27 protein-coding genes and 5 pseudogenes are annotated in these 25,890 nt (G+C 70.9%); 18 read left to right on the forward strand and 14 right to left on the reverse strand.

Annotated elements, in window-relative coordinates; all coding sequences use genetic code 11:
* Positions 1-23 precede the first annotated feature (23 nt).
* From ACFWPS_RS03940 to ACFWPS_RS03950, 3 genes are all read left to right on the forward strand, one after another.
* Positions 24-629 carry a TetR family transcriptional regulator gene (locus ACFWPS_RS03940; protein ID WP_383700629.1) on the forward strand — a complete coding sequence of 202 codons (606 nt, stop codon included), beginning with the start codon at positions 24-26 and terminating at the stop codon, positions 627-629.
* A gap of 62 nt (positions 630-691) precedes the next feature.
* Positions 692-2,740, forward strand: coding sequence for a HelD family protein (locus ACFWPS_RS03945; RefSeq protein WP_383700631.1), 2,049 nt, complete (start codon positions 692-694; stop codon positions 2,738-2,740).
* A 143-nt stretch (positions 2,741-2,883) separates the two neighbouring features.
* Complete coding sequence (locus ACFWPS_RS03950; protein ID WP_383700633.1) at positions 2,884-3,363, forward strand: HAD domain-containing protein; 480 nt, start codon at positions 2,884-2,886, stop codon at positions 3,361-3,363.
* 7 nt (positions 3,364-3,370) lie between these two features.
* On the opposite strand, the pseudogene ACFWPS_RS03955 reads toward ACFWPS_RS03950, so the two are convergent.
* A pseudogene (locus ACFWPS_RS03955) lies at positions 3,371-3,631 on the reverse strand (LysR family transcriptional regulator); the annotation flags it as partial.
* A 113-nt stretch (positions 3,632-3,744) separates the two neighbouring features.
* On the opposite strand from ACFWPS_RS03955, the gene ACFWPS_RS03960 reads away from it, so the two are divergent.
* The 3 genes and pseudogenes from ACFWPS_RS03960 (at position 3,745) to ACFWPS_RS03970 (ending at position 5,304) form a co-directional block, all read left to right on the forward strand.
* Positions 3,745-4,347, forward strand: a complete 603-nt coding sequence (locus ACFWPS_RS03960; protein ID WP_383700635.1) for a DUF6817 domain-containing protein — start codon at positions 3,745-3,747, stop codon at positions 4,345-4,347.
* A gap of 97 nt (positions 4,348-4,444) precedes the next feature.
* On the forward strand, positions 4,445-4,816 hold the full coding sequence (locus tag ACFWPS_RS03965; protein ID WP_383700637.1) for a VOC family protein: 372 nt from the start codon (positions 4,445-4,447) through the stop codon (positions 4,814-4,816).
* Positions 4,817-4,890: 74 nt separating this feature from the next.
* Positions 4,891-5,304, forward strand: a pseudogene (locus ACFWPS_RS03970) (M15 family metallopeptidase).
* Positions 5,305-5,386: 82 nt separating this feature from the next.
* On the opposite strand, the gene ACFWPS_RS03975 reads toward ACFWPS_RS03970, so the two are convergent.
* A complete protein-coding gene (locus tag ACFWPS_RS03975) occupies positions 5,387-6,070 on the reverse strand; it encodes a class I SAM-dependent methyltransferase (protein ID WP_383700640.1) in 684 nt (227 codons plus the stop codon).
* 160 nt (positions 6,071-6,230) lie between these two features.
* Between ACFWPS_RS03975 and ACFWPS_RS03980 the strand changes: the two genes are divergently transcribed.
* Positions 6,231-6,380: a hypothetical protein gene (locus ACFWPS_RS03980; protein ID WP_383700642.1), complete on the forward strand. Its 150-nt coding sequence runs from the start codon at positions 6,231-6,233 to the stop codon at positions 6,378-6,380.
* Here the strand turns inward: ACFWPS_RS03980 and ACFWPS_RS03985 are convergent.
* The 3 genes from ACFWPS_RS03985 to ACFWPS_RS03995 form a co-directional block, all read right to left on the reverse strand.
* Positions 6,373-7,203, reverse strand: coding sequence for a transglutaminase-like domain-containing protein (locus ACFWPS_RS03985; RefSeq protein ID WP_383700644.1), 831 nt, complete (start codon positions 7,201-7,203; stop codon positions 6,373-6,375). The genes ACFWPS_RS03980 and ACFWPS_RS03985 overlap by 8 nt on opposite strands.
* A gap of 139 nt (positions 7,204-7,342) precedes the next feature.
* On the reverse strand, positions 7,343-7,939 hold the full coding sequence (locus ACFWPS_RS03990; protein ID WP_383700647.1) for a nucleotidyltransferase family protein: 597 nt from the start codon (positions 7,937-7,939) through the stop codon (positions 7,343-7,345).
* An 81-nt stretch (positions 7,940-8,020) separates the two neighbouring features.
* Entirely contained in the window at positions 8,021-8,533 is a 513-nt protein-coding gene (locus ACFWPS_RS03995; RefSeq protein WP_383700649.1) for an NUDIX domain-containing protein, read from the reverse strand.
* A gap of 130 nt (positions 8,534-8,663) precedes the next feature.
* On the opposite strand from ACFWPS_RS03995, the gene ACFWPS_RS04000 reads away from it, so the two are divergent.
* The 3 genes from ACFWPS_RS04000 (at position 8,664) to ACFWPS_RS04010 (ending at position 10,304) form a co-directional block, all read left to right on the forward strand.
* Positions 8,664-9,134, forward strand: coding sequence for a helix-turn-helix domain-containing protein (locus tag ACFWPS_RS04000; RefSeq protein WP_383700651.1), 471 nt, complete (start codon positions 8,664-8,666; stop codon positions 9,132-9,134).
* Positions 9,135-9,211: 77 nt separating this feature from the next.
* Complete coding sequence (locus ACFWPS_RS04005) at positions 9,212-9,844, forward strand: hypothetical protein (RefSeq protein WP_383700653.1); 633 nt, start codon at positions 9,212-9,214, stop codon at positions 9,842-9,844.
* A gap of 109 nt (positions 9,845-9,953) precedes the next feature.
* On the forward strand, positions 9,954-10,304 hold the full coding sequence (locus ACFWPS_RS04010) for a DUF2516 family protein (RefSeq protein ID WP_383700655.1): 351 nt from the start codon (positions 9,954-9,956) through the stop codon (positions 10,302-10,304).
* A 134-nt stretch (positions 10,305-10,438) separates the two neighbouring features.
* Here ACFWPS_RS04010 and ACFWPS_RS04015 read toward each other — a convergent pair whose 3' ends face one another.
* The 3 genes from ACFWPS_RS04015 to ACFWPS_RS04025 form a co-directional block, all read right to left on the reverse strand.
* A complete protein-coding gene (locus ACFWPS_RS04015) occupies positions 10,439-11,749 on the reverse strand; it encodes a PP2C family protein-serine/threonine phosphatase (RefSeq protein ID WP_383700657.1) in 1,311 nt (436 codons plus the stop codon).
* Between the two features lie 288 nt (positions 11,750-12,037).
* Positions 12,038-13,156, reverse strand: coding sequence for an NlpC/P60 family protein (locus ACFWPS_RS04020; RefSeq protein WP_383700659.1), 1,119 nt, complete (start codon positions 13,154-13,156; stop codon positions 12,038-12,040).
* Positions 13,157-13,342: 186 nt separating this feature from the next.
* Entirely contained in the window at positions 13,343-14,137 is a 795-nt protein-coding gene (locus tag ACFWPS_RS04025; RefSeq protein ID WP_383700661.1) for a class I SAM-dependent methyltransferase, read from the reverse strand.
* 281 nt (positions 14,138-14,418) lie between these two features.
* On the opposite strand from ACFWPS_RS04025, the gene mshA reads away from it, so the two are divergent.
* The 4 genes and pseudogenes from mshA to ACFWPS_RS04045 all read left to right on the forward strand — a co-directional run.
* Complete coding sequence (gene mshA / locus ACFWPS_RS04030; protein WP_383700663.1) at positions 14,419-15,756, forward strand: D-inositol-3-phosphate glycosyltransferase; 1,338 nt, start codon at positions 14,419-14,421, stop codon at positions 15,754-15,756.
* Positions 15,749-16,258 carry a YbjN domain-containing protein gene (locus ACFWPS_RS04035; RefSeq protein ID WP_383700665.1) on the forward strand — a complete coding sequence of 170 codons (510 nt, stop codon included), beginning with the start codon at positions 15,749-15,751 and terminating at the stop codon, positions 16,256-16,258. The genes mshA and ACFWPS_RS04035 overlap by 8 nt, the downstream gene beginning before the upstream one ends.
* A gap of 133 nt (positions 16,259-16,391) precedes the next feature.
* Positions 16,392-18,077 (forward strand): glycosyl hydrolase family 28-related protein, encoded by a 1,686-nt coding sequence (locus ACFWPS_RS04040; protein ID WP_383700667.1) that lies wholly within the window; start codon positions 16,392-16,394, stop codon positions 18,075-18,077.
* A pseudogene (locus ACFWPS_RS04045) lies at positions 18,002-18,217 on the forward strand (hypothetical protein); the annotation flags it as partial. The gene ACFWPS_RS04040 and the pseudogene ACFWPS_RS04045, both read left to right, overlap by 76 nt.
* Here the strand turns inward: ACFWPS_RS04045 and ACFWPS_RS04050 are convergent.
* Positions 18,210-19,031 (reverse strand): AraC family ligand binding domain-containing protein, encoded by an 822-nt coding sequence (locus tag ACFWPS_RS04050; RefSeq protein ID WP_383700669.1) that lies wholly within the window; start codon positions 19,029-19,031, stop codon positions 18,210-18,212. The pseudogene ACFWPS_RS04045 and the gene ACFWPS_RS04050 overlap by 8 nt on opposite strands.
* Here ACFWPS_RS04050 and ACFWPS_RS04055 point away from each other — a divergent pair.
* A complete protein-coding gene (locus ACFWPS_RS04055) occupies positions 19,030-19,494 on the forward strand; it encodes a DUF2000 family protein (protein ID WP_383700671.1) in 465 nt (154 codons plus the stop codon). The two genes, ACFWPS_RS04050 and ACFWPS_RS04055, sit on opposite strands and share 2 nt — an antisense overlap.
* Positions 19,495-19,598: 104 nt before the next feature.
* Positions 19,599-20,780, forward strand: coding sequence for a hypothetical protein (locus tag ACFWPS_RS04060; RefSeq protein WP_383700673.1), 1,182 nt, complete (start codon positions 19,599-19,601; stop codon positions 20,778-20,780).
* 58 nt (positions 20,781-20,838) lie between these two features.
* Here the strand turns inward: ACFWPS_RS04060 and ACFWPS_RS04065 are convergent, their stop codons facing one another.
* A complete protein-coding gene (locus ACFWPS_RS04065; protein ID WP_383700675.1) occupies positions 20,839-22,098 on the reverse strand; it encodes an MDR family MFS transporter in 1,260 nt (419 codons plus the stop codon).
* 174 nt (positions 22,099-22,272) lie between these two features.
* Here ACFWPS_RS04065 and ACFWPS_RS04070 point away from each other — a divergent pair, with 174 nt between their 5' ends.
* Positions 22,273-23,034 (forward strand): phosphoglyceromutase, encoded by a 762-nt coding sequence (locus ACFWPS_RS04070; RefSeq protein ID WP_383700677.1) that lies wholly within the window; start codon positions 22,273-22,275, stop codon positions 23,032-23,034.
* Between the two features lie 78 nt (positions 23,035-23,112).
* On the opposite strand, the pseudogene ACFWPS_RS04075 reads toward ACFWPS_RS04070, so the two are convergent.
* A pseudogene (locus ACFWPS_RS04075) lies at positions 23,113-23,451 on the reverse strand (site-specific integrase); the annotation flags it as partial.
* A 420-nt stretch (positions 23,452-23,871) separates the two neighbouring features.
* A complete protein-coding gene (locus ACFWPS_RS04080) occupies positions 23,872-24,078 on the reverse strand; it encodes a hypothetical protein (protein WP_383700679.1) in 207 nt (68 codons plus the stop codon).
* 698 nt (positions 24,079-24,776) lie between these two features.
* On the opposite strand from ACFWPS_RS04080, the gene ACFWPS_RS04085 reads away from it, so the two are divergent.
* Positions 24,777-25,166, forward strand: coding sequence for a DUF4265 domain-containing protein (locus ACFWPS_RS04085; RefSeq protein ID WP_383700681.1), 390 nt, complete (start codon positions 24,777-24,779; stop codon positions 25,164-25,166).
* A gap of 19 nt (positions 25,167-25,185) precedes the next feature.
* Here ACFWPS_RS04085 and ACFWPS_RS04090 read toward each other — a convergent pair.
* Positions 25,186-25,452 (reverse strand): annotated as a pseudogene (locus ACFWPS_RS04090) (hypothetical protein); the annotation flags it as partial.
* Between the two features lie 71 nt (positions 25,453-25,523).
* Entirely contained in the window at positions 25,524-25,832 is a 309-nt protein-coding gene (locus tag ACFWPS_RS04095; protein ID WP_383701037.1) for a hypothetical protein, read from the reverse strand.
* Positions 25,833-25,890: the final 58 nt, after the last annotated feature.

The raw sequence follows: 25,890 nt of genomic DNA on the forward strand, positions 1-25,890 counted from the left end.
CCACCGCTGCGTAGGCTCCCCCCATGGGTGAGATGGGCCTGCGTGAGCGCAAGAAGCGGCGGATGTACGAGGACGTGTCGGACATCGCCGTGCGGCTGTTCCTGGCGAAGGGGTTCGACGCGGTGTCGGTCGCCGAGGTGGCCGCCGCCGCCGGGATCTCCAAGCCCACGCTGTTCCGGTACTTCCCGGCCAAGGAGGACCTGGTCCTGCACCGGATCGCCGACCACGAGACGGAGGCGGCGCGGCTGGTCGCGGGGGCCGGGTCCCCGGTCGGCGTGCTGCGGGCCCACTTCCTGGACGGACTCCGGCGCGGCGACCCGATCACCGGGCTCAACGACCACCCCCAGGTGCTCGCCTTCCACACCCTGCTCAACAGCACCCCCACCCTGGTCGCCCGGCAGTACGCCTACCTGGAGAGGTCGGAGGCCGCGCTCGCCGAGGCCCTCGGCGGCACCCTGGAGGCCAGACTGGCGGCCGGCCAGATCATCGCCGTACAGCGGATCCTCGCGCAGGACAACTGGCGGCGGATCGCGGCGGGGGAGCGGGTCGAGGACGTGCGGGAGGGTGCGGTGCGGGCGGCGGAGGAGGCGTTCGGGCGGCTGGAGCGGGCTGTGGCGGACGCCGGCTGAGTTCCGACTGAGTTGCGGTAAAAAATTTAACCCGGTAACGATTTCTCGTTTACGCTGTCTCCATGCAGCAGGAACTCGACCGTGAACGCGCCTACCACGACATCTGCCGAGCCGCCCTCGCCCGCATGGTCGAAGGCGCCGTCGAGCACGTCGTCACCGGTGCGGACGTCTCCGCGTCCGGTGCCGACGCCGAAGTGCTCGGGTACCGGCTGCGCAGCCGGGCCAAGGAGATGCGCGAGCTGCCGGAAGGGCCGCTGTTCTTCGGCAAGCTGGACTTCGAGGCAGGAGAAGCAGGAGAAGCAGGAGAAGCAGGAGAGGCAGGAGAAGCAGGAGAGCACGCCGGGCAGAGCTACCGCATCGGCCGGCTGCGGATCAGCGAGGAGCCGACCGCCCCGCCCCTCGTCGTCGACTGGCGCGCCCCTGTCTCCCGCGCCTTCTACCAGGCCGGCCCCGACGACCCGCAGGGCGTCGCGGTACGGCGGCGGTTCGGCTGGGCCCCCGGCAGCCGCGGCGACTCCGCCGACCTGACGGGGATGGAGGACGAGCGGCTCGGCAAGGGGGAGTCGGGGACGGGGGCGCTGCTCACCCATGAGATCGAACGGCCCCGCGTCGGCCCCATGCGGGACATCGCCGCCACCATCCAGCCCGACCAGGACGACCTGGTCCGCGCCGGCCTCGCCGACTCCGTCTGCGTCCAGGGCGCCCCGGGCACCGGCAAGACCGCCGTCGGCCTGCACCGCGCCGCCTACCTCCTCTACACCCACCCGCAGCGCATCCGCCGCTCCGGCCTCCTGATCCTCGGCCCCAACCGCACCTTCCTCTCCTACATCTCCGAGGTCCTCCCTGCCCTGGGCGAGACGGGCGTACGACAGGCGACCCTCCGCGAGGAGATCGGCCGCCACCCGGTCACCGGCACCGACCCCGAGCGCACCGCCGCGCTCAAGCACGACCCGCGGATGGCCGAGGTCCTGCGCCGCGCCCTGTTCGCGCACGTCCGCACCGACACCGTCACCCCGCTCTCGCTCTCCGACGGCACGTACACCTGGCGGGTGCCCGTCGGCACTCTGACGGCGATCGTCGAGGGGGTACGGGACGAGGAACCGCCGTACGCCGTCGGGCGGGAGCGGGTGCGGGGGCGGGCGATGCGGGCCGTGCAACTCCAGGCCGAACGGCGGGCGGGCCCGCAGCCAGGCGCCTGGACCCGGCGCCTGGAACGCTCCCGCGCGATGGGCGCCTGCCTCGACACCGTCTGGCCCAAGGTGCGCCCGGAGGAGGTGGTGGCCGGACTCCTCACGGACGGCGAGGTGCTGGCCGCGGCCGCCGAAGGACTCCTGACCCCCGGCGAACAGCGGGACCTGCTCTGGGCCCGCCCGCCGCGCTCGTGCAAGTCCGCCCGCTGGTCGGCCGCCGACCTGGTCCTCCTCGACGAGGTCGCGGGGCTCGTCGAACACCCCGAGGGCTACGGCCACATCGTCGTCGACGAGGCCCAGGACCTGTCTCCCATGGAGTGCAGGGCGATCGCCCGCCGGGCCGCCTTCGGCTCCCTCACCGTCCTCGGCGACCTCGCCCAGGCCACCACACCCTGGTCGGCGCGGAGCTGGGACACCGTGCTGGGCCACCTGGGCAAGCCGGACGCGACCGTCGTCCCGCTCACCACCGGCTTCCGCGTCCCGGCGGCGGTCGTGGCCCTGACCAACCGGCTGCTGCGGCGCCTGGGCACGGACGTACCCCCGGCCGAGTCCTACCGCGGCGACGGCGAGGTGCGGATCCGCCCGGCCGACGACGTGCCCGCGGCGACGGTCACCGCCGTCCGGGAGGCCCTGGCCCACGAGGGTTCGGTGGGGGTCGTGGCGGCCGACGCCCAGGTGACCGCCGTACGCGAGGCGCTGACGGCCGCCGGCGTCGAACCGGCGGGACCGGACGAGCTGGGCGCGCGGGTGGCCGTGGTCCCGGCGAGCATGGTCAAGGGTCTGGAGTACGACCACGTGGTGGCCGTGGAACCGGCGGCGGTCGCGGAGGGGGAGGAGAGAGGGCTGCACAGGCTGTACGTGGTGCTGACGCGGGCGGTGTCCCGGCTGGACGTGGTGCACGCGAGACCGCTGCCGTTCTGAGGAGGCCAGTGGCAACGCGCCCCTTTGGGGGCGCGGGGCTGTATCAATTTGCGGCTCCGCCGCGTGGGCGCGAGCAACCCCCAAGCGCCCGCAGTCGCCCCGCAACCTTTCCCGGCACTCTCCGCGATGCGATCCTGTCCCCGATGCTCCTCTTCCTAGACATCGACGGCACCCTCATCCCCTTCGGTGCCCCCGCCGACCGCCCCTACCCGGTCTACGGGACCGGCGGCCACACCTCATCGAACCCGCTGCTCACCCGCATCGACCCCGCCCTCGGTCCCCGCCTGGAAGCCCTCCGCTGCGAGCTCGTCTGGGCCACCACCTGGATGGACGAAGCGAACGCCGCTGTCGCCCCCTGGCTGGGCCTGCCCCCGCTGCCCGTCGTGGAGTGGCCGGACGAGGACCGGCCCCCTGCCCTGCTGCACTGGAAGACCCGGCCGCTGGTCGCGTGGGCGGGGCGGCGGCCGTTCGTCTGGATCGACGACGAGATCACCGAGGCCGACCGCGCCTGGGTCGCCGCCCACCACCACACGCCCGCGCTCCTCCACCGCGTCGACCACCAGTTCGGCCTGACGGAGGGGGACTTCGCGGTGCTGGAGGACTGGCTGGCGGTCCAGCGCTGACGTCGCCTCACACCCGGCGCGGCGCGCTCGCGGTGACGCAGTCCGCGACGGTGCCGGCGAAGACCCGGGCGAGCGGGGAGAGCGCGTCCCAGCGACGCACCGCCCAGCCGACGGGCAGCGGCGGCAGGTCGGGGACGGGGACGAGCCGGAGGGGATCGTCGCCGCCGGGTGCCCGGCGGCCGGGCAGTGCGGGTACGACGGCGTGGCCGAGGCCGAGTTCCGCCAGCAGGAGGGCGGTGTCCCAGTCGGCGACGCCGGTGGATACTCGCGATGATCGGTGCAGGGCCCTGGGCGGCAACCCGTCCGGTGCCTTCGCGGGGTCCGGACCCCTGGCGGAGGCACGGACGGGTGCCGACCCGAGCGACGGAAGGAACCCGCCTCGTGTCCGCTTCCCCCGTATCTCCCTCATCCCCCGCAAGCCCTGAGGCCTCGGCTCGTGCCGCCGCGCTCCTGCGCGCGCTCGGCGCCGCGGAGATCGCCCACCCCGGCGGCACGCTTCTCGTGCACCTCCAGCGCGTCCAGGAGCAACTCGCCGCCTGGGGCGCCCGCCCCGCCCTCCAACTCGCGGGCCTGTGCCACGCGTTCTACGGCACCGACGGCTTCCCCACGGCCCTGCTCCCCCTGGACCGCCGTACCGAACTCGTGGCGGTGATCGGCGCGGAGGCCGAGGCGATCGTGTACCTCTACGCCTCGTGCGACCGGAAGGCCACCTACCCGGCGCTCGCGAACCCCGACGCGGCCTTCCACGACCGCTTCACCGGACAAGCCCGCGTTCCCGAACCCCGGCAGCGCCGGGACTTCGCCGAGCTGTCCGCCGCCAACGAACTCGATCTCGCCCGTGTCGACCCGTCCTTCCGCGAGAAGTGGGGAGCCCGACTCCTCGCCCTGTTCACCCGCTTCCGCCCCCTGCTGAGCCTCCCGGCCTGGTCCGCGTGCCGCGCCGTTCTCGCTCCGGAACCCGGCGAGCCTGTCAGGCATGCCTGAGTGCGCGGAGCGGGGCTGAGGGGACCGGCCCGGACAACCGTGCCGGCCGCCTCTAGGGTTTTCATCGCGGAAGTCCACTGGCCGGCCCGGAGGTGCCATGTCCCTGCAGATGAAGCTGGTCGCCATCACGCTCGACTGCCCTGATCCACTGGCCCTGGCGGCGTTCTACCAGCAGGCCACCGGTCTTGAGCCGCATCCGAAGTCGGACGCCGACTTCGCGGGTCTCAACGGTGAGCACGGACTTTTCATCGGTTTTCAGCGGGTCGACGACTACCGGGCGCCCAACTGGCCCGGCCAGACCGTTCCCCAGCAGCTCCACATCTGTTTCCAGGTGGACGAGGACCTGGCCGAGGCCGAGGCCCGGCTGCTGGAGCTGGGCGCGGGCAGGCCGGATCACCAGCCGCACGGGGACAAGGCACGGGTCCTCACCGATCCGGCCGGCCATCCGTTCTGCATCACCACGCGCTGACCGGCGCTGCCGGTCGCTCGTCGAGTGCAGGCGCCGGTGGCAGGGTCTGCCCAGGTCCGCGAGATGATCGCGTCATGGCTGAGATCGTTCTGATGTCCGATCCGAGGGTCGCAGCCCTGCCTGTTCGGGAGTGCGGTGAACGACTCGTGGAGGTTCGACGCGACGGGACCTCTGCTGGTCGACGAGATCGCTCCGCACAGTGCCGGCGCGGCCGTCGACCTGACGCTCGCGGATGCCGACGGGCGTGAACTCGACATGGGCACCCGTATGAACGCGACCCCCGAGGAGAGCGCGGGTGCCTGCTGCACACAGGCCGACAACATCAGCGACGAGGCCCGCTCCCTTCGGGACGTCCTGAGCACCGCGCTCACCGCCGCCGGCCTGGTCAACTACCCCACAGAGTGGTGGCACCGGTCGCACGGAGACCGCTACTGGGCCCTGACGACGGGAGCGAAGCCGCCCACTACGGTCCCGCGGAGCTGGGCTGACGGGCCTTCCCGGGTGCACCTCGGAACAGATCTGCAAAGGGCGTCGGCCCGTCCGACTACGGACGCATGCGCATGTGTGCCGTCAGCGTGGCGTCGGCGGGTGGGACGGGTGGGCGGGACGGGCCGGCTTGCGGGCCAGGATCTGGATTCCCTTCGACTCGTGCCCGTTCATGGTGGCGACGGTGATGCGGCGGGTGTCGGCGATCTCGAAGTCCGCGAGCAGGGAGGTGAACCAGTCGACCGGGTGGTGGCGGCAGACCGCGCCGTCGTCGGTCTCGAACACCCCGTAGGTGCCGTGGCGTTCCGCGAACCCGGCATAGCGGTCGCGATTGCGCTCGTCGTCCTGGAGCAGCAGGTCGCTGAGGTAGAGCATTCCGCCCGGTCCGAGTACGCGGCTCAGTTCGCCGACCAGTCGTCGCTGTGCTTCGTTGCCGGGTACGCAGGTCAGCACCGCGAAGAGGAGGACCACGTCGACGCTCGCGTCCGGGAGGGCCGGCATCGGAGGCGGATCCAGCACGGCGAAGCGCATCGTGGGATGCAGGGCGCGTGCCCGGGAGATCATCCCCGGTGAGGTGTCGACGCCGTGGAGGTCGGTGAAGCCCTGCTGTTCGAGGGCTTGCATGGTCCGGCCGTAGCCGCACCCGTAGTCCAGGAGCGCGGCATGCCGGTCGACGCCGTCCAGCCACGGCATGTGCAGTGGGTGCGTGAACGTCTTGGTCGTCGCGGCGGCGTCCCAGTAGGCGGTCTGGCTGTCGGGGTCGGACATGGCGGATACCTCCGTCGCGCTCTGGAACCCGGCTCCGACCCGGCTTCTGAGGCGCGGTCGCTGCGCGTGACGGAGACAATACGATCTCCGTCCCGGCCGCACCGTCCGTCTCGTCCCGCTCTCGGTCGATCATGCGGAGGCACTCTTTCTGCGCAGCCACATGGTGCGCCAGGACGGCACGCGCCCGGATTCGCTGTACTACAGCGTGCTCGCGGAGGAGTGGCCCTCCCCGCGCGACAAGCTGCTCACCCGGGTCATGGCCAAAGCCGCCGGCTGCTGGCGCCCTGCCGGCGCGGCGCACGTCAGCTGATCATGTGGTGGGGAACCGTGAGGTTCTCGTCGGCGAACAGAGCGGTCAGGGTGGCCGGATCCTCGCCGAGACAGGCCTCGGCGACCGTATCGACGAGCCGGTCGTAGTCGGGGCCGGTCCGGCCCTCGTAGGCCTCGGTCATCCGGCCCCACTCGTCCCAGGGCAGCATCTCCAGCTTGCCGAGGGCCGCGAGGTCGCGGACGGCGTTGCCGCTGAGCTCCGCGGGTCCCCAGGCGTGATCGGTGCCGGGCACCCCGAACAGCTGTGGATCGATCAGCCCCTTGCGGTACTGGATCCACGCTTCGCCACCGGTCAGGAACTCACCCGGTGCGAGGTCTTCCGGGCGCTCGACGTAGCCGTGGCCCAGATGTTCCGTGTCGACGCGTATCCAGCGCCGTTCACCGGCGTTCCAGTACTCGGTGATCCAGTGGTCGAGGCCGCGTCCCTCCAGGAAGCAGGTACCGAAGCCGCACCTGGCCCTGGAGCGGATGCCCCGTGCCCGCAGGAGCGCGCAGGCGACGGTGGCGAAGTGGCGGCACGTGCCCACCACTCTTCTCTCCGGCGGCCGGGGGTGGTGCAGAGGAGAGGGGTCCAGCGCGGTCAGCCTGGCGACCAGCTCGTTCACCGGCCGGATGTTCTTCTCCGCGAGCCGCTCTTCGGGAACGCCGAGCGCGGCGGCCTCGGTCGGCTGGACGACCAGGCTCTGTACGGCAGCACACATGCCGACCGGGTCGGCCGGCAGGCCCTCGACGAGCCACAACTGGTCGGCGGCAAGGCGGGTGAGCGGACCGGGCCGGGAGTGGTCGAGCGCGTTGTCGGTCATGACCGGGGATCGTAGAGGGCCGGTCCGACAGGCACCCGTCTGCTACGCCCGCATGGATCTCGCAGTCATCCCGGGCCGCCGTCAAGGACAACTGGCCCGCGGGCGAGGAACTCGCCGCATGACCACTCGCATCCGAGAGTCAGCTCGGCCACGGCAGCACGGTGAGCTCCGGCCACTCGTCCCTCCAGCGCGCCGCCTTGGCCTCATAGACCTCCCGCGGGGCAAGGACCGGGTTGGGTCGGACCACCAGGTTGAACACGTCGGAGAGCCCGTGGGGCGCATAGACGCGCCACCCACCGTCGGGGTCCAGCCGCACCCCCAGACAGCACGTCGTCGCGGCGAACGAGTCGATCGCCGCCTCGGTGGACTCGTGAGGCGGGCAGGGCACGCCGAATTTCTGCTCGTACCAGAGGTGCACGCGGGCCTCGTTGCGGATCTCCACCTCGGCCGGCAGCCCGGCGAACACCTCCTGCCCTGCCTCGATCGCGGCATCCTCCGCCTCCCAGGAGAGGTCGGTGCCGTCGAAGTAGAAGATGTCGTAGTCCTTGATGCCGCTGGTCGGGGGCCTGTCGGTGACCACGTTCCACACCGTCTGGAACAGGCAGCCCGCCGTCACATACCAGCCGGGCAGTTCCAGCATCGCCGCCCTGGTCAGCACGTCGGTCAGGACTTCGTTCCGGGAGAGCACGGACCGCAAGCCATCGAGCTGCTCAACGAGCGGGAGTCGACCAAGCATCCGTACTCCCTATCACGATCAGCCGCTCTCACAAGGCGCGTTGGCTGCAAGCGGGCGTCCCAGCCCGCGAGGCGGGCAAGGTCAGGACTGCGCGCTCCGGAACGCGAGATACCGGCTGAAGGCTTCGTGGCTGTCGGGGGTGAAGCGCCACTCCGGCAGGGCCGACCGCAGCTCCGGCTCGGTCAGCCAGCCATGCCAGGCGACCTCATCAGGATCGGCGGCCACGGCGTCCGGCACCACGGCTTCGTGCACGCCGAGCCAGTGAGGACTCAAACCGCTGTGGTTGAGGAACGTGAACAGCAGGCGCGGCAGCACACGAATGCCCAGCTCTTCGGCCAGCTCCCGCGCGGCGGCCTGTTCATAGGACTCACCGACATCCACGGCGCCGCCGACCACGACCTCGTAGAGCCCGGGGAAGCGCGACAGCTGCTCCGACCGCCGGTGAACGAGGATCCGCCCACGCTCATCACGACACACCGTCACGGCGACCCGGTGCAGCCAGCCCTCCCGGACGGCCTGCCGGCGGCTGACCACCACCCCCAGCACACGATCTTGACCGTCGACACGCTCCACCAGTTCATCCACGACGGACACCCTGGCAGAGCCCGCCGACAACGCCGCTTCGACACCTGTCGTGCTCAGGCTCGGCCATCCGGGTATGGTGCGGCACACTTTTGCAAGCAGGTGCTTGCAATTGTTAGCGGGGGTGGGGCACTGTGGAGGCATGGCATCGCTGAACGTCGGCAATCTCGGTGAGTATCTGCGTGAACAGCGGCGCAACGCGCAGCTGTCGCTCAGGCAGCTCGCCGACGCCGCCGGGGTGTCCAATCCGTACCTGAGCCAGATCGAGCGCGGGCTGCGCAAGCCGAGCGCGGAGGTGCTGCAGCAGGTCGCCAAGGCCCTGCGGATCTCCGCCGAGACGCTGTACGTCCGCGCCGGAATCCTCGACGCCGAGCGGGATCTGAACGAGGTGGAGACCCGTGCGGTCATCCTCGCCGACCCCACCCTCGACGAGCGGCAGAAGCAGGTGCTGCTGCAGATCTACGAGTCGTTCAGGAAAGAGAACGGCTTCGGGTCGGGCGAGGAACGGGCGAGCGACACGGACACCCCCGGCGCCAAGGGCGACGCCGGCAGCGACACCGACGACAGTGACACCGACGACAGCGAGACCGATCCGCGGCGGACGGCCGGATGAGCCGGCCAAGCGCGCCGGCCGCCGCGCCGCGGACCACAAAACCCTCAGTCGAACTTTAATACGGGAGGACCATCACCATGGCCATCACCGACGACCTGCGCAAGACCCTCAGCGACCCGACTCCGCTCTACTTCGCCGCCGGCACCGCCGACCTGGCCCTCCAGCAGGCCAAGAAGGTCCCCGGCCTGGTCGAGCAGCTGCGCGCCGAGGCCCCGGCCCGCATCGACGCGGTCCGCCACACCGACCCGAAGGCCGTGCAGGAGAAGGCCACCGCCCGCGCCAAGGAGGCCGGTGCCAAGGCCAAGGAGGCGCAGGTCAACCTCCAGTCCAAGGTCAACGACTTCATCGTCTCCCTCGACGGCGACCTCAAGAAGCTCGGCGAGTCCGCCCAGGACTTCGCCCTGCGCGGGGTCGGCGTGGCCGCCGAGTACGCGGTCAAGGCCCGTGAGACCTACGAGAAGGTCGCCGAGCACGGCGAGCAGGCCGTGAAGACCTGGCGCGGCGAGGCCGCCGACGAGATCGAGGACCTGGCCATCGCCGTCGAGGGCAAGCCCGAGCCGGTCGTGGTCAAGGAAGAGGAGAAGAAGGCGGAGGAGCCGAAGGCCGCCGAGGCCAAGCCGGCCGCGGTGAGGAAGGCCCCGGTCGCCAAGAAGACCCCGGCCCCCCGCAAGGCCACCCCGGTCAAGAAGACCACTCCGCCGGCCAAGTAACCGGCGTGCGCGTCAGCAGAACGTACGGACCGGGCACCCTGAGGGTGCCCGGTCCGTTCTACGGGTACGGTGGCCGCGTAGGGATCGGGAGAGAGCGGGCGGTGGCAGCATGCTGATGTTGGGGTTCGCAGGGTTCCTGGGACTGTTGAAGATCGTCCTGATGGCCCTGGCCGCGTTCGGGCTGGTCGACGCCGTGTTCCGGCGTGAGGACGCCTTCCGCGCGGCCGACAAGCAGAACAAGATGTTCTGGCTGATCATCCTGGCCATCGCCCTGGTCGTCAGCTACCTCTTCTCGATCCTCTCCATCCTCCCGATCGCGGGCCTGGTGGCGAGCATCGTCTACATCGTCGACGTCCGCCCCGCGGTCAAGCAGGCGTCGGGCGGTGGCGGCGGCTGGCGAGGCCGCCGCGGCGGCAGCAGCAGCGACGGCCCGTACGGCCCGTACAACGGCGGCCGCTGACCCCAGGACCTTCCAAGGGGCGCCCGCTGAGGCGCGCCCGCTGAAGCGCCCCAAAGGGGCGCGGGGAACTGCGCGATCAGCCACGACGCACCCGCACCCGGCTGACGGCAGAACTCCGTACGGCGAGCTGCCGCTCAAACCCCCCGATCCAGCAGAACAACGGCAACATCATCCGTCAGCTCGCCCCCATTGAGCTGCCGCACCTCGTTCACCGCCGCCCGCAACAACGCCTCCCCGGTCAGGCCGGAGGCCAGCTGCCGCCGGACCATCTCGACCATCCCCTCCTGCCCCAGCCGCTCCCCGCCCGAGCCCACCCGGCCCTCGATCAGGCCGTCGGTGTAGAGCATCAGGCTCCACTCGGCGCCCAGCTTCACCTGCATCCGCGGCCAGCGGGCACCCTTCAGCAGCCCCAGCGCCGGGCCGTTGTTGTCGTACGGCAGCAGTTCGGCAGGCCGCCCGGGCCGGGCGATCAGCGGTGCCGGATGCCCGGCCAGGCACAGCCCGGCCCGGCGCCCGTCCGGCGCTATGTCGACGGTGCAGAGCGTCGCGAAGATCTCCTCGTCGGAGCGCTCGTGCTCAAGGACCTCCTGCAGAGTACTCAGCAAATCGTCGCCGCTCAGCCCCGCCAGGGTCAGCGCCCGCCAGGCGATCCGCAGCTCCACGCCGAGCGCGGCCTCGTCCGGGCCGTGCCCGCAGACGTCACCGATCATCGCGTGCACGGTCCCGTCGGGCGTGCGCACGGTGTCGTAGAAGTCACCGCCGAGCAGCGCACGGGAGCGGCCGGGGCGGTAGCGGGCGGCGAAGCGCAGCGCGGAGCCGTCCAGCAGGGGCGTGGGCAGCAGGCCCCGCTCAAGACGGCGGTTCTCCTGCGCGCGCAGCCGCCCCTCCGCGAGCTTCCGCTCGGTCGTGAGGGAACGTTTGCGCTCCACGGCGTACCGGATGGCGCGGCTCAGCAGCCGTCCGTCCAGTTCGTCCCGGAAGAGGTAGTCCTGCGCACCGACGCGCACGGCCTCGGTGCCGCGCTCGGTGTCACCGGAGGCGGTGAGCGCGAGCACGGCGTGCCGGGGCGCGAGCTCCAGCACGTGCTTGAGCACGGCAAGCTCGCCCTCCGCGTCCTTGCCGCCCGGCGCCGGCAGCGCCAGGTCCAGCAGGATGCAGTGGACGTCGTCGGTCAGCAGCCGCTCGGCCTCGGTGAGGTTGCGCGCGGTGCGGACGCGGATCGAGGTGCCGGACGCGTCCCGCAACTCGGGCAGGACCGGCGAACCGGCCGGATCGTCCTCGATCAGCAGCAGGGTGAGAGTGATGCCGCCGCTGTTCGGGGCGACGGCTTCCGTGCGGTTGGCCTCTTCCTTGAGGGGGCCGCCGCCCTGTGCGGGCGCGGCGGCCGGCGCCTGACCACTCTCCACGGCCGGGATCGCTCTCTGCCGCGGTACGGGTACGGGCATCTGTTGGGTTCCTTCCCTCCCCCCGAGGGCATGGCGGGGCGAGGGACCTCGACCCACCAGACGGGGACCATAGCGGTACTGGCCACCGCAACGGAATGGTGTGAGCCGCGTCGCTCTGTCTCAGGCCTCTGTCATATGCCCCGTGCCGTACCGCAGTTGGGCAAGAAGGCCGTCCGGCGGAAATGACGAAGGTCACGTGCCGCCCGGGTTTGAGCGGGCGTTGGCGTGCACTGGGTCACATGGTGCAGTTCACGAAAGGGGCATCACGCTCAAACTGTCCTGCAATGCTCAGGCGTCCGGCCGTACCACTCCGAGGATCGGCATCGAACCCGCGCCGCCGATCGACACCGTCCGCCCCGGGCGCGGGGCCTGGATGATCGCGCCGTCCCCGATGTACATCGCGACATGGCTGGCGTCGTCGTAGTAGATGACCAGGTCGCCGGGGCGCATGTCCTCGACGTCGATGTGCTTGAGCTGCTTCCACTGCTCCTCGGAGGTGCGCGGGATCGGCTTCCCGGCGCTCGCCCAGGCCTGCGAGGTCAGCCCGGAGCAGTCGTAGGAGTCCGGGCCCTCCGCGCCCCACACGTACGGCTTGCCGAGCTGGGCGGTGGCGAACGCGACCGCCTTCTTGCCCGCCGCGGACGCCTTGGTGTGGATCTCGTCGAGTATCCCGGTGCCCAGCCAGGCGGTCTGCGCCTTGTAGGCGGCCTCCCGCTCCAGTTCGGCGAGACGCTCCTTCTGCTTCTTCTCCAGCGTCGACTCGAGCTTCTCCGCGGCGGCGATCCGCTGCTTGATCTTCTTCTTCGCGGCGGCCTTCGCCTTGCGGCCGGCCTCCAGTCTGTTCCACTGGTCGGCCGCGTCCGCCGCGTACTGCTTCAAGTCCTGCTGGGTCCGGGTCAGTTCCCTGAGCAGGGCCTTGGTGGCCCGTTGGCCCTGGAGCACCCGCCCGGCCCCGTCCAGGAACTGGGTGGGGTTGTCGCTCAGTATCAGCTGGGCGCTGTCCGGCAGTCCGCCGGTGCGGTACTGGGCGGCCGCCGCCCGGCCCGCCCGCTCCTTCAGCTCGTCGAGCTGCTGCTGTCCCTTGACGATCTTCTTGGCCAGGCCGACGATCTCGGCGGACTGCTTCTGGGCCGCCTCCTCGGCGGCGTTGTACGCGTCGGTGGCGACGGCCGCGTCGTGGTAGAGGTCGTCCAGCTTCTCGCGTACGGCCTCAAGGTCCTTGTCCGGCGGGAGGGTCGCGGAGGCGCCGGCCGAGGCTGAGGCCGAGGCGCTGGGGGAGGGTGTCGGGCTGGGCGCCGCGAACGCCGTGCCCGGTGCCGCCAGCACCGTCACCGCGCAGACCACGGTCACCGCCGTCGCCAGGATCCCGCGCCCACCCGGCCGGACGGCGTGCTTGTCCGGTCCCATGACCCGACCCCCCAAAACTGATTAACCGTCAGTAACTTACGGTACGTGGAGGATCGTGCCACGTAGTGCCGCAAAGCGACAGAGACAACGGCAGGCGGGTTCCTCCCCGGTTTCCCCCCGAGCATGACGATCTCCCCGCCTTTGTGACGAACGACTCATCTAGATCGTTCCCGGCCCGCAGCCCCGTCAGTCAGAGGGTGCCAACGCCGCCCACGCCACCGTCACTTCGCCCTGCCGCCAGCGCGCCGCCGAGTCCGTGACCGGCCAGTCGGCCGTCAGCTCCCGGACCGCCCGGATCCACCGCTGCCGGGCGCCGTACGACGCGTAGGGCGCGGCCGCCGCCCAGGCGCGGTCGAAGTCCCGCAGGAACGCGTGCACCGGTTCGCCCGGCACGTTGCGGTGGATCAGCGCCTTCGGCAGCCGTTCGGCGAGGTCCGAGGGCCGCTCCAGGGACCCGAGTCGGGTGGCGAAGGTCACCGTCCGCGGCCCCTCCGCCCCGAGCGCGACCCACACGTGCCGCCGCCCGATCTCGTCACAGGTCCCCTCCACCAGCAGACCGCCGGGCGCGAGCCGTCCGCACAGCCGCTGCCACACGTCGGCGACCTCGCTCTCGTCGTACTGCCGCAGCACGTTGGCCGCGCGGATCAGCAACGGCCGCGCGGAGACGGGAATCTCGAACCCGCCGTGCCGGAAACTGAGTCCCTCGCGCTCGTACGGCCTGGCGGCGGCAACCCGCGCGGGCTCGATCTCGACCCCGACGACACGCGCGCGTGGAGCGACGGTACGGAGCCGGCCGAGCAGTTCGACGGCGGTCCAGGGGGCGGCACCGTAACCGAGATCGACGGCAACGGGATCGCCGGCCCGACGCAACGCACCGCCGTGCGCGGCGGCGATCCACCGGTCCATACGGCGCAGGCGATTGGGGTTGGTGGTCCCGCGTGTCACGTTTCCCACGGGGCGGGAGGCGGCGCGGGCATTCATGCCTACGAGGGTAAGCGCCCCGAAGTGAGGCGCCCCGAGGGTAAGCGCCCCGCAAGGGGCGCGGGGAACTGCGCGACCAGCCCCCACCGGCCGGCACCCGAACCCCAACCGAACCACCCCTACACTCCACGCACCCCACCCTCGAACGGTTGAGCGACCGCAAGTAATGTGCCGGCAAAATCAACCATCCCTGGAATGGGAATCCTCCCCTCCGCGTTGCACCCCCTTGGAGGGCCCTCGGCGTCCTCCCACCGGCATGCCCGCACAAAGGAGACCGCCACGTGAGCCAGTACATCAGCAGGCTCGGGCGCCACTCCCCGTCGGCCGCCTCCCGGCTCCGCCGGGCCCGCCGCCCCCGCCGCGTCGCGATGCTCTCCGTGCACACCTCCCCGCTCCACCAGCCCGGCACCGGCGACGCCGGCGGCATGAACGTCTACATCGTGGAGCTGGCACAGCGCCTCGCCGCGATCAACATCGAGGTCGAGATCTTCACCCGGGCCACCTCCGGCGGCCTCCCGCACACCGTGGAGCTCGCCCCCGGCGTCCTCGTCCGGCATGTCGACGCCGGCCCCTACGAGGGCCTCGCCAAGGAGGACCTCCCCGCCCAGCTGTGCGCCTTCACACACGGCGTCATGCAGGCCTGGGCCGGACACCGCCCCGGCTACTACGACCTCGTCCACTCGCACTACTGGCTCTCCGGTCACGTCGGCTGGCTCGCCGCCCAGCGCTGGGGCGTCCCCCTGGTGCACGCCATGCACACCATGGCGAAGGTCAAGAACGCCAACCTGGCCGACGGCGACACCCCCGAGCCCGCCGCCCGGGTCATCGGCGAGACCCAGATCGTGGCCGCGGCCGACCGCCTCATCGCGAACACCTCCGAAGAGGCCGACGAGCTGGTACGCCACTACAGCGCCGACCCCGCGAAGGTCGCCGTCGTCCATCCCGGCGTGAACCTCGACCGGTTCCGCCCCGCCGACGGCCGCGCCGCCGCCCGCGCCCGCCTCGGTCTCCCGCAGGACGCCCTGATCCCGGTCTTCGCGGGCCGTATCCAGCCCCTCAAGGCCCCCGACGTGCTGCTCCGCGCCGTGGCCGTCCTCCTCGACGAGCGCCCCGAACTCCGCTCCCGGATCGTCGTGCCGATCGTCGGCGGCCCCAGCGGCAGCGGTCTCGCCAAGCCGGAGGGCCTGCAGAAGCTGGCCGCGCGGCTCGGTGTCGCGGACGTCGTCCGGTTCCGCCCGCCGGTCGGCCAGGAGCAGCTCGCGGACTGGTTCCGGGCGGCCTCCGTCCTGGTCATGCCCTCCTACAGCGAGTCCTTCGGCCTGGTGGCGATAGAGGCCCAGGCGGCCGGCACCCCCGTCCTCGCCGCCTCGGTCGGCGGCCTCCCCGTGGCCGTACAGGACGGCGAGACCGGCTTCCTGGTCTGCGGCCACGATCCCGCCGACTACGCGCGCGTGCTGCGCCGGTTCGCCGACGACCCGTCCCTGACGGACCGTTTCGGCAGCGCCGCCGCCCGGCACGCCCAGTGCTTCGGCTGGGACACGGCGGCCGCCGCGACCGCCGACGTCTACCTGGCCGCGACCCAGTCCCACCGCCGTCGCGTACGCTCGGCCCATGGGTGATGCTTCACAGGAACGGCAGGCCGCGCAGGTCATCGAGGGTGTCCTGAAGGACGCCGAACTGGAGTGGGAGAGCCCCGAGTCCGGCACCTACGTCGTACAGCTCCCCGGCACCCGCAAGCTGAAGACGACCGTCTCCCTCCTCGTCGGCCGTCACTCCCTCTCCCTGAACGCCTTCGTCATCCGGCACCCGGACGAGAACGAACCGGCCGTCCACCGCTGGCTCCTGGAGCGCAACCTCAAGCTGTACAGCGTGAGTTACGCCGTCGACCGCCTCGGTGACATCTACGTCACCGCCCGCCTCCCCCTCTCCTCCGTCACCGCCCCCGACCTCGACCGCCTCCTCGGCCAGGTCCTGGAGGCCGCGGACGGCGCCTTCAATACCCTCCTGGAGCTGGGCTTCGCCGCCGCGATCCGCAAGGAGTACGCGTGGCGGGTGTCCCGGGGCGAGTCCACGCGGAATCTGGACGCGTTCACCCATCTGATCGAGCACTCCACCGACTGAGCTAATAGGTCTATACCTGAATATCCTCTGCACGACTCTTTCGGGGTGCGGGGATGCCATGGCATGCTCGCGGCCGACGCAGATATGAACGTCGTTCACAACCATGAAAGCCGCCATGGGAAGGACGTACGGCATGAGCACCACGCACCACGACCACGGCATGACCAGACGGAGCCTCCTCGCCGGTGCCACCGCGGTGGCCGCGACCGCCGTGGCCGGTGGCACGGCCCGCGCATCGGACGCCGAAGTCCCCTCCCTCTGGCGGGAGTTCACCCGCACCCCCTTCACCCACCCGCAGATCCCGTACATCGGCCGGGCCGGGGCCGCCCGCATCCGCCGGCTCCCCGTGGTGGCCGACGTACGCGCGTACGGCGCCGTGGCCGACGGCGTCACCGACTGCGCCCCCGCGATCAACCGTGCCATCGCCGCTGCCGCCAGGGCCGGCGGTGGCACGGTCACCATCCCGCCCGGCACCTTCCGCATCGACGGCCTGATCCTCCTCGGCTACGACAACGTGGTGCTGCGCGGCGCCGGCAGCGGCCGTACCACGCTGTACGCGACGAAGAACCTCACGGAGCTGATCGGCCCGTACGGCTCCCGCTACGGCGGCACGAAGTCGGCGTGGTCCTGGGCGGGCGGGCTCATCTGGCTGGCGCCGAAGTCCCGTTGGGACTCCCTGGTCACGGCGATCAAGGCGCAGGCCTGGCCCTTCGAGGGCTGGACGGGCAACAAACGGGACGAGTGGGAGCAGTTGACGACCGTCGAACCGGCCCGCCAGGGCGACTGGACGGTGACCGTCACCGACCCCTCCCGCCTCTGCCCCGGCCGCCTGGCCCTGCTCCGGGTCGCCGACGACAGCGCCCACACCCTCCTCCAGCACATGTCCGGCGGCGGCCCGGGCCCGGCGTCGTACTACTGGGAGGACAAGACCAAGCTGCTGTCGTACGTCCCCTACGAGTGGCCCGTCCGCATCACGGCGGTGCGCGGCCGCAGGGTGACGCTGGAACGCCCCCTCCCGGTCGACCTGCGCCCCGAGTGGAACCCCCTGCTCACCACCCACGTCCGTGGACTGACCGGATCCGGCGTCGAGGGCCTCACCCTCGACGTCATGGAGACCCCGCAGTCCCCGCACCTCCTCGACAAGGGCTACAACGGGGTCGTCCTGCAGTGCGCGTACGACTGCTGGGTGGACGACGTCACCGTCCGCAACGTCGACAACGGCTTCGGCCTGGTCGCCGCCTCCGCCTGTACCCTGCGCCGCACCCGGGTCGGCGGCCGGGGCGAACACCACCCCTACTTCTGCCGCGAGGGCTCGCACGACAACCTGATCGAGGACTTCACGGTCGAACAGCGCACGGTCCCGGCCCCGTCCGACACCCAACTCCACGGCATCAACGTCGAAGGTCTGTCCTCCTACAACGTCTGGTCGCGCGGCGAGATGCAGATGGGCACCTTCGACTCGCACCGCGGGCTGCCCTTCGCCGATGTCCGCACCGACATCACCGTGGACAACAACGGCCGGCACGGCGGCGACGCCAACGCCGGGCCGCTGTTCGGCGCCCGCTTCACCCACTGGAACGTTCGAGTGACCAACGGCCGCGCGGGCCTGATGAGACTGGACGGACTCGCCCCGTACTCCGCCACGGTCGGCCTCGACACGGTCACCGAGTTCGACCAGATCGACGTACCGGACTTCACCGGCGACCTGAACTCCCGCCTGGAGCTGTACGGCACCTGGGACGCGGTACGGCCGCGGAACCTGTACGAGGCGCAGCGCGACCTTTCCGCAAGAAGGGCAGCAGCACGTACACGACGCTGAAGACCGTGCGGGCCGACTCCGCCGGCGCCCTGAAGACCACGGTGAAGGCGTCCGCCGACGGCTACTACCGCTGGACCTTCGGCGCCACGGCCACCACGGGCGGCGCGACCTCCGCCGGCGACTACGTCGACGTCAGGTGAGGGACCGCACGCTGTCGCGATAGCGCCCCGGGGGCACCCCCACCAGCTTCCTGAAGTGCCGGGTGAGATGAGCCTGGTCGTAGAAGCCGGTGGCGGCGGCCGTCTCGCCGGGCGGGACGCCGTCCAGCAGCAGCCGGCGGGCCCGGCCGACCCGGCGGGACATCAGGTACTGGTGCGGGGCGATGCCGTACGCGCCGCTGAACGCCCGTACGAGGTGGGCCGGGTGGGCGTGCAGCAGACGCGCGGCCTCCGCCATGGCGAGCCCGTCGGCGACCCGCTCGTCCAGGAGTTCGCGCAGGGACCGGGCGAGGGCCGGGTCGGGAGCCCTCTCGGTCTCGGTCACGAGCGGGGGGCGGAGCAGGCCCCGCAGCCGCTCGCCGATGAGGGTGAGCCGGCTCTCGGCCTCCAGTTCGTCGCCGGGGCGGGCTAGGGCGGAGTGCAGCTGTCCGACCCGCCGCCGCAGCAGCGGATCCCGCAGGTCCGGCCCGTCGACGGCGGCGCCGATGAGGTCCTCCCCGAGGAGGGTCCCGTCCAGGTACACCACGCGCTTGCGGAAGCCGTCCGCGGTGGCCGGGGAGCCGTTGTGCGGGACATGCGGCGGCAGCAGGGACACGGTGTCGCCCGGGGTGCCGTGCTCATGCCGGTCGAGGTCGTACCGCACGGCGCCGTCGTCCACGATGAGCAGCGTCCAGGCGTCGTGGACGTGCATCGGGTACGCGTACTCGGTGAAACGGGCGTGGAAGACCTCGGTGACGCCCGGGACACGGGGGCGCCAGGCGGTGACTTCCTGTGTGGCGGACTGCCGGGCGGCCATGCAAAGAACGTACAAGACCCGGATGAACGACGCCCGGCAGTCTCGGGGCATGAGCACTTTCGACACGAAGATCGCCGTGCTGCTGCGGGCGGACCTGGAGCCCTGGCAGCGCCTCAACGTCACCGCGTTCCTGGTCAGCGGCCTGGGCGCGACGCTCCCCGAGGTGGTCGGGGAGCCGTACGAGGACGCCGACGGGGTGGCGTACCTGCCGATGTTCCGGCAGCCGGTGCTGGTCTTCGAGGGCACGAAGGAGACCCTCAAGGCAGCGCACGAGCGGGCCCTGAGCCGGGCCCTGCCCCGGGCGGTCTTCACCGCCGACCTGTTCTCCACCGGCAACGACCACGACAACCGCGCGGCGGTGCGCGCCGTGCCGACGGCGGAGCTCGACCTGGTGGGGCTGGCGGTGTACGGGCCGCGGAACGGGGTGGACAAGGTGCTGAAGGGGGCGCGGATGCACCCGTGAGACCTGGGGGTCGACTGAGCCGACCGATGGAATCGGGTGGCGTGACCGGGTGATCAGGTCATTTTATCCGACCACTTGCTTCGTAAATGTCGCATCTCAGAGTCATGCGATACATCAGACTCTCCAGTGTGGCCGCGGTAGCGGCGGCGATCGTCACGTGCGGGACGGGCGGCCCGGCGGTCGCCGGCGACGACTCCTCGACACCGGTGCCCTGCTACACGGCAGCGCTGACGAACGCCATCAGCAGCGCCTCGTCGGGGGACACCCTGTCCCTCGCCCGTGACTGCACCTACCACCTGACCACCCCCTTCAGCACCGGTGAAGGCCTGCCGACCATCTCCCAGCCCCTCACGATCAGGGGCAACGGCGCGACGATCGTCCGCGACGGGAACGCGACCCCCGCGTTCCGGATCTTCCACGTCCTCTCCAACGGCAACCTGCGCCTGCAGGACCTCACCGTCCGAGGCGGCAACGCCACCACCGGTACCGGTACCGGCAACGGCGGGGGCATCCTCGTCGACAGCAACGGCAAGCTCACGCTGGTGAAAGTCGACGTGATCGACAACACCGCATCGCTCAACGGCGGCGGTGTGGCGCTGTCCACGAACGCCACGGCGAACATCCGGCGCAGCTGGGTGGCGTTCAACAACGCGCTCAACGGCGCCGGGCTGCACAGCCAGGGGACGTTGACCGTGGACAACTCCGAGATCGGCCGCAACCACGCCCAGGTCCTCGGTGGCGGACTCCTCCAGAACGGCAGCATCGCCTTCATCCACGCGAGCGTCATCAGCCGCAACACCGCGAACCTCAGCGGCGGCGGTGTCCTCAACACCGGCGGCGCGTCGACGACGATCAGCGAGAGCAAGATCGCGAACAACACGACCTCCGGTGTCGCGGGCGGCGGGCTCGTGAACGCGGGGGCGACGCTGACGCTGGAGAAGTCGGAAGTCAGCGGCAACGTCGTCGGAGGCCCCGGGGGCGACGGCGGCGGCATCCACAACTCCAACGTGGGCACGGTGACCGGCACGCTCTTCCTCAAGGGCACCAGGGTCATCCGTAACAGCGCGAACGGCCCGAACGCCGGCACGAACCTGTCCCAGGCCGGCGGCATCTTCAACAACTCCGGGTCGGTCACGCTCGACCACAGCTACGTCCGCAACAACGCCTCCACGTCGGCGCCCGGCGGCCTCCGCACGAACGTCCCGATCACGCTCACGGACTCGTCCATCACCCACAACATCCCGACGAACTGCGTCCCGTTCCCGATCACGGGCTGCACGGACTGACTCGTCCCGGCAGCCTGGCCCCGCCCTCGGTCTTCGAGGGCGGGGGCCCGCGCCGTGCTCAGGCCGCCCGAACCCCGGCCTCGGCGCTCGCCGGAGCGGCGGCGGCCGCAGCGCTCTCCCCCGGCAGCCGCCGCATCAGCAGCCCGTACCCGAGAGCCGCCGCCGTCCCCACCACCGCGCACACCCCCCACAGCCACCGCGCCCCGAACCGGTCGATGACGACCCCGGACATGAGCGGCGCGATGAGCGCGGCGGCGGACCAGGACAGCGTGTACATCCCCTGGTACCGGCCCCTTCCGTGCACCGGCGAGAGCTGCACCACCAGCCCCGTCTGGGTCGGGGCGTTGACGATCTCGGCGAGCGTCCACACGCACACGGTGAGCGCGAACACCCCGACCGACCCGGCGAAGGCGGTGAGCCCGAACCCGTACCCCGCGAGGAGGGACGAGACGACGAGCAGGGACCGCGGGTCCCGGTGCTGGATGACCCGGGTCACCGGAATCTGCAGCACCACGATGAGCAGCCCGTTCACGGCGATGGCCATCCCGTAGTCGGCGGGCGAGAACCCGGCCTCGCCCATCGCCACCGGCAGCCCGACCGACCCCTGCTGGAAGATCAGGGCGACGAGGAACGACAGCCCGACGACGCCCATGTACCGCCCGTCGCGTACCACGGTCAGAAGGCTGACCTCCCGGTCCTTGGCGGCCTCCGCGGCGCCGCGCTCGGGCCGCGACTCGGGCAGCCGGAGGAAGACGAGGACGGCACAGACGGCGGTCATCCCCGCCTCGATCAGGAACCCGGCGCGGTAACTGACCTCGGCGATGAACCCGGCCCCCATGGAGGACACGGCGAAGCCGAGGTTGATGGCCCAGTAGTTCAGCGAGAACGCCCGTACCCGGTCCTCGGGCCGCACGATGTCGGCCATCATGGCCTGCACGGCGGGCCGGGAGGCGTTGGAGGCCACGCCGACGAGGAAGGCGACGGCCGCGATGGCGACCGGATCCCGGACGAACCCGAGCAGCGCGACGGCCCCGGCGGTGGACCCCTGGGCGACGAGCAGGGTCGGCCGCCGCCCCAGCCGGTCGGCCATCACCCCGCCCCCCAGGGAGGACACGACCCCGCCCAGCCCGTGCAGAGAGGCGACGAGCCCGGCGTACGACGCGCTGTACCCGCGGTCGAGGGTCAGGTAGAGCGCCATGTACGTGGCTACGAACGCCCCCAGCCGGTTGACGAGGGTGCTGGTCCACAGCCACCAGAACTCCCGGGGCAGACCGGAGACGGTCTCCCGGACGGCGCGTCGCAGGGCGACGGACGGCATGGCTCCCCCAAGGCAAGGCGTAAGAGACGTAAGAGGCGTAAGCGCATAGCGGAACTTACGTCTATGGCGCTCGCCTGAGCCACTCAATTAACAAATGCAGTCAACTGTCCGCCCTCTGGGACGTCCCGCGGGCGCCCGCACTCCGCCCCGAATACGTGGATTACGCTCTGACCCATGGCCGACGCACCGTACAAGCTGATCCTCCTCCGCCACGGCGAGAGCGAGTGGAACGCGAAGAACCTGTTCACCGGCTGGGTGGACGTCAACCTCAACGAGAAGGGCGAGAAGGAGGCAGTCCGCGGCGGTGAGCTCCTGAAGGACGCCGACCTCCTCCCCGACGTGGTCCACACGTCCCTCCAGAAGCGGGCGATCCGCACCGCGCAGCTGGCCCTCGAAGCGGCCGACCGCCACTGGATCCCGGTCCACCGCAGCTGGCGCCTGAACGAGCGCCACTACGGCGCCCTCCAGGGCAAGGACAAGGCGGCGACGCTGGCCGAGTTCGGCGAGGAGCAGTTCATGCTCTGGCGCCGCTCGTACGACACCCCGCCCCCGCCGCTGCCGGACGACTCCGAGTTCTCCCAGGCCGCGGACCCCCGCTATGCCTCCATCCCGCCGGAGCTGCGCCCCCGCACGGAGTGCCTCAAGGACGTCGTCGTCCGCATGCTCCCGTACTGGTACGACGGCATCGTCCCCGACCTCCTGGCCGGCCGCACGGTCCTGGTCGCCGCCCACGGCAACAGCCTGCGCGCCCTGGTCAAGCACCTGGACGGCATCTCGGACGCTGACATCGCCGGCCTGAACATCCCGACGGGCATCCCCCTCGCCTACGAACTGGACGCCGACTTCAAGCCGGTGACCCCGGGCGGCCAGTACCTCGACCCGGACGCGGCAGCCGCAGCCATCGAGGCGGTCAAGAACCAGGGCAAGAAGAAGTAGTGTTTGTGATCATGCCCCCGACCTGCGCAAACGGCGCGGTACGGGGGCATTCTCACGGCCTGGGCCCACTGTGGGCCCTCAGTGCCCCGGGTCCTGCGGCCGGAGCGCGCGCCCGATGGCCTTCCGGGCGCGGTCCTGGCTGCTGGGCATGAGGTGCGCGTACACCTTGAGCGTCAGCCCCGGGTCGGAGTGCCCCAGGTACTCGCTGAAGGCCTTGATGCTCTCTCCCGCATCCAGCAGAACCGACGCGTAGAAGTGCCTCAGGGCGTGCATGCCGTGCTCCCGCGCGGCGGCGTGCTCACGGCTCTTCGCCTTGGGGATGACACCCGCCTTGGCGAGCGTGGGCTTCCAGTGGTCTTCGTTCAGCGAGGTACGCCAGACGTGGCCGCCACGCGACCCTGTGAAGATCAGCCGGCTGCGCTCCGCTCCGCCGGGCGCGCTCCCGGCTCCGCTGCGCGCTGCGCTCCTGCCTTCGGCCCGCTCTGCGCGCGCTGCGCCGACGCGCCCACGTGGACTGTGCCGGAACATGAGTCGATCACCGTAAAGGGCAGCCACGGTCTGAACCAGCCTCCGGCGGGGGCGCTCAGGCTCCGAGATGGCGGGGGCGCCGTTCGCGAGTGCCGGCGAGTCAGTGGCGTGCGCGGGGTGCTCCCGTCCCGCCTGCCATCGACCCAGGCAGAGCCGAGCAGATGCGAGGAGTTCCGACCCGCCACGTACTTCCGGGCCGACTCGGACCCAGCGTGCCCGACGGGTCGGCACGGTCCCTGCGACTCTCCCGGCTACGCTCGCGCGGGAGCGCCCCGCAGCGCGTGGCTGCGGGGCGTCTCCTGGTGGGGTTCAGTCGACCGTCTTACCGTCTTGCGTACCGCCCCTGCAAGTGCCGGTTCCGGGCACGGTCGGGTTGCTCCAATCGACCGTTCCGCCGGCCTGCGTGCACTCACCCGGGGTGAGGCTCTCGGCGGTGGCGGTGGTGGCGCCTGTGAGGCCGAGTCCGGCGAGGGCTGCCGTGGCGATGACGGCGGCGAGGATTCGTCGAATGCGCATTTGGTTCGCCTTTCACGGATTGCCTCGGTTGGGACGCTACTCAGCTTGATGTTCATCCATGTGGGCGACACGTCATGTTGGGCCGTTCGGGTGACATTGCCGTCGGGTGCGGGGTCGGTGACGCGACCCGTCAGACAGGCCCTGGGAGATCTTTGGCGGGTGTGGCCTTCATCCGCGCGGTTGCGGACGACTGGACAGAAGAGTGAGGAGAGCCCTTGGAGCCGACCCCTATGCGCTCATGTGAGGGCCGAACGGTCCAACGCCGGGCGTGGGGCCATTCGAACTCTCAGAGAGCGGCAGAAATCCACACGTGCCCCTTGTGCGCCCGATCCAAGGGCACGAGGCGGGGAACCACGGTGACCGGACCAGACAGGCGCAGGTCAACGTCCCACCAGGTCAGACACCATCCGCATAAGCGATCTTCCGAACTGGTGCTCCAGGATCCGAGCAGCGGTACTTGGCAGGGGCATTGAAACTCCCGGCCAAAGTCATGCAGACGATCACGTGGGAACGTGCCGCGTGCATTCGCCGTCAACGCTGCACGGTCAGCGCGTCCCATCATCGTCAAGGATGGCTTGGGCCAGCTTCGTGAAGCCCGACAGGCCCTTGTCCAGTTCTTGGAGAGAGCCATGGGCCTGCCGGTAGATATCCAAGATGCTGTTGGGATTGCCCCCGCTAGAGATGTTGACCAAGGTCTCGTGCACCTGGCAGGGGCGGTTGACCAGGGTGACGGCACCGTGCGGCCCGACAACATCCCCTGGTTCGTCCGAGGCATCGCCTGTGGGGACATGGTGGCCGCCGAACCGGACGAGGAAGGCGTGCGATGGGCCGGCGAGGTGGTCCGGCGTTCGGAGAACTGCACCATCCGCCTCATCGTGTTCCGGAACAGCGGTTCCGGAGCTGCACGGCAGAGCGTGATCAACGCATTTCACACCCTCGGGGTCTGCGGCGAGGGCATGGAGAGGTTCGGCGTGGTCGCCCTGGACGTCCCGCCCACCGCCGATCTCACCGAGGTGCAAAGGCTCCTCAACCACGGTGTGGCCAAGGAGTGGCTAGCTCACCAAGATCCCGGACAAGACCCGGCGTAAGAAGAGGTAGGTTCTGTGATCATGCCCCTGAGCTGCGCGTATGGCGTGACTCGGGGGCATTTTCGCGGCCTGGGTCCTCAGTGCCCCGGTTCCTGGGCCGGAGCGCGCGGTCGATGGTCTTCCGAGAGCGGTCCCGGCTGCTGGGCATGAGGTGCGCGTACACCTTGAGCGTCAGCCCCGGGTCGGAATGTCCCAGGTACTCGCTGAAGGCCTTGATGCTCTCGCCCGCGTCCAGGAGAACCGAGGCGTAGAAGTGCCTCAGCGCGTGCATGCCGATCTCCCGCGCGTGGGCCCCATGGGCGGCCGGGGGGCGCTCCGTGGGGACGCCCGCGTTCGGGGCTGACCGTCTTCGGCCCGTCAGCGGATCGGTGGCAGTTTTCGGCGCTTGCGGGGTGTGCGGCCGTTGCGGAGCGTGTTGCCGCCGCGGGCCAGCAGGACGGAGCCGGGCACGCTGAGTACCACGAAGCAGGAGGCGAGGATGATGCCGAGTGGCTGGCGGTCCCCGGTCAGGGAGCCCGCCGCGCGTGTCAACTGCGCCACTCCGAAGGCCAGTGCGCCCCACCCGGCGAGGGTGTTGGCGTGCCTTCGGCGTTGTCGCCGGACGAACCATATGCCGACAGCCAGCCAGAGGACACCACCGGTACCGAACGCCACTGCGTCGTACATTCCCGCCTCCGAGCGGAAGGGTACCGGCAGGGTGGCTTGTTCCTGATAAGCATGCGTA

The organism is Streptomyces sp. NPDC058457, assembly GCF_042720695.1.
In the GTDB taxonomy this organism is placed as follows: domain Bacteria; phylum Actinomycetota; class Actinomycetes; order Streptomycetales; family Streptomycetaceae; genus Streptomyces.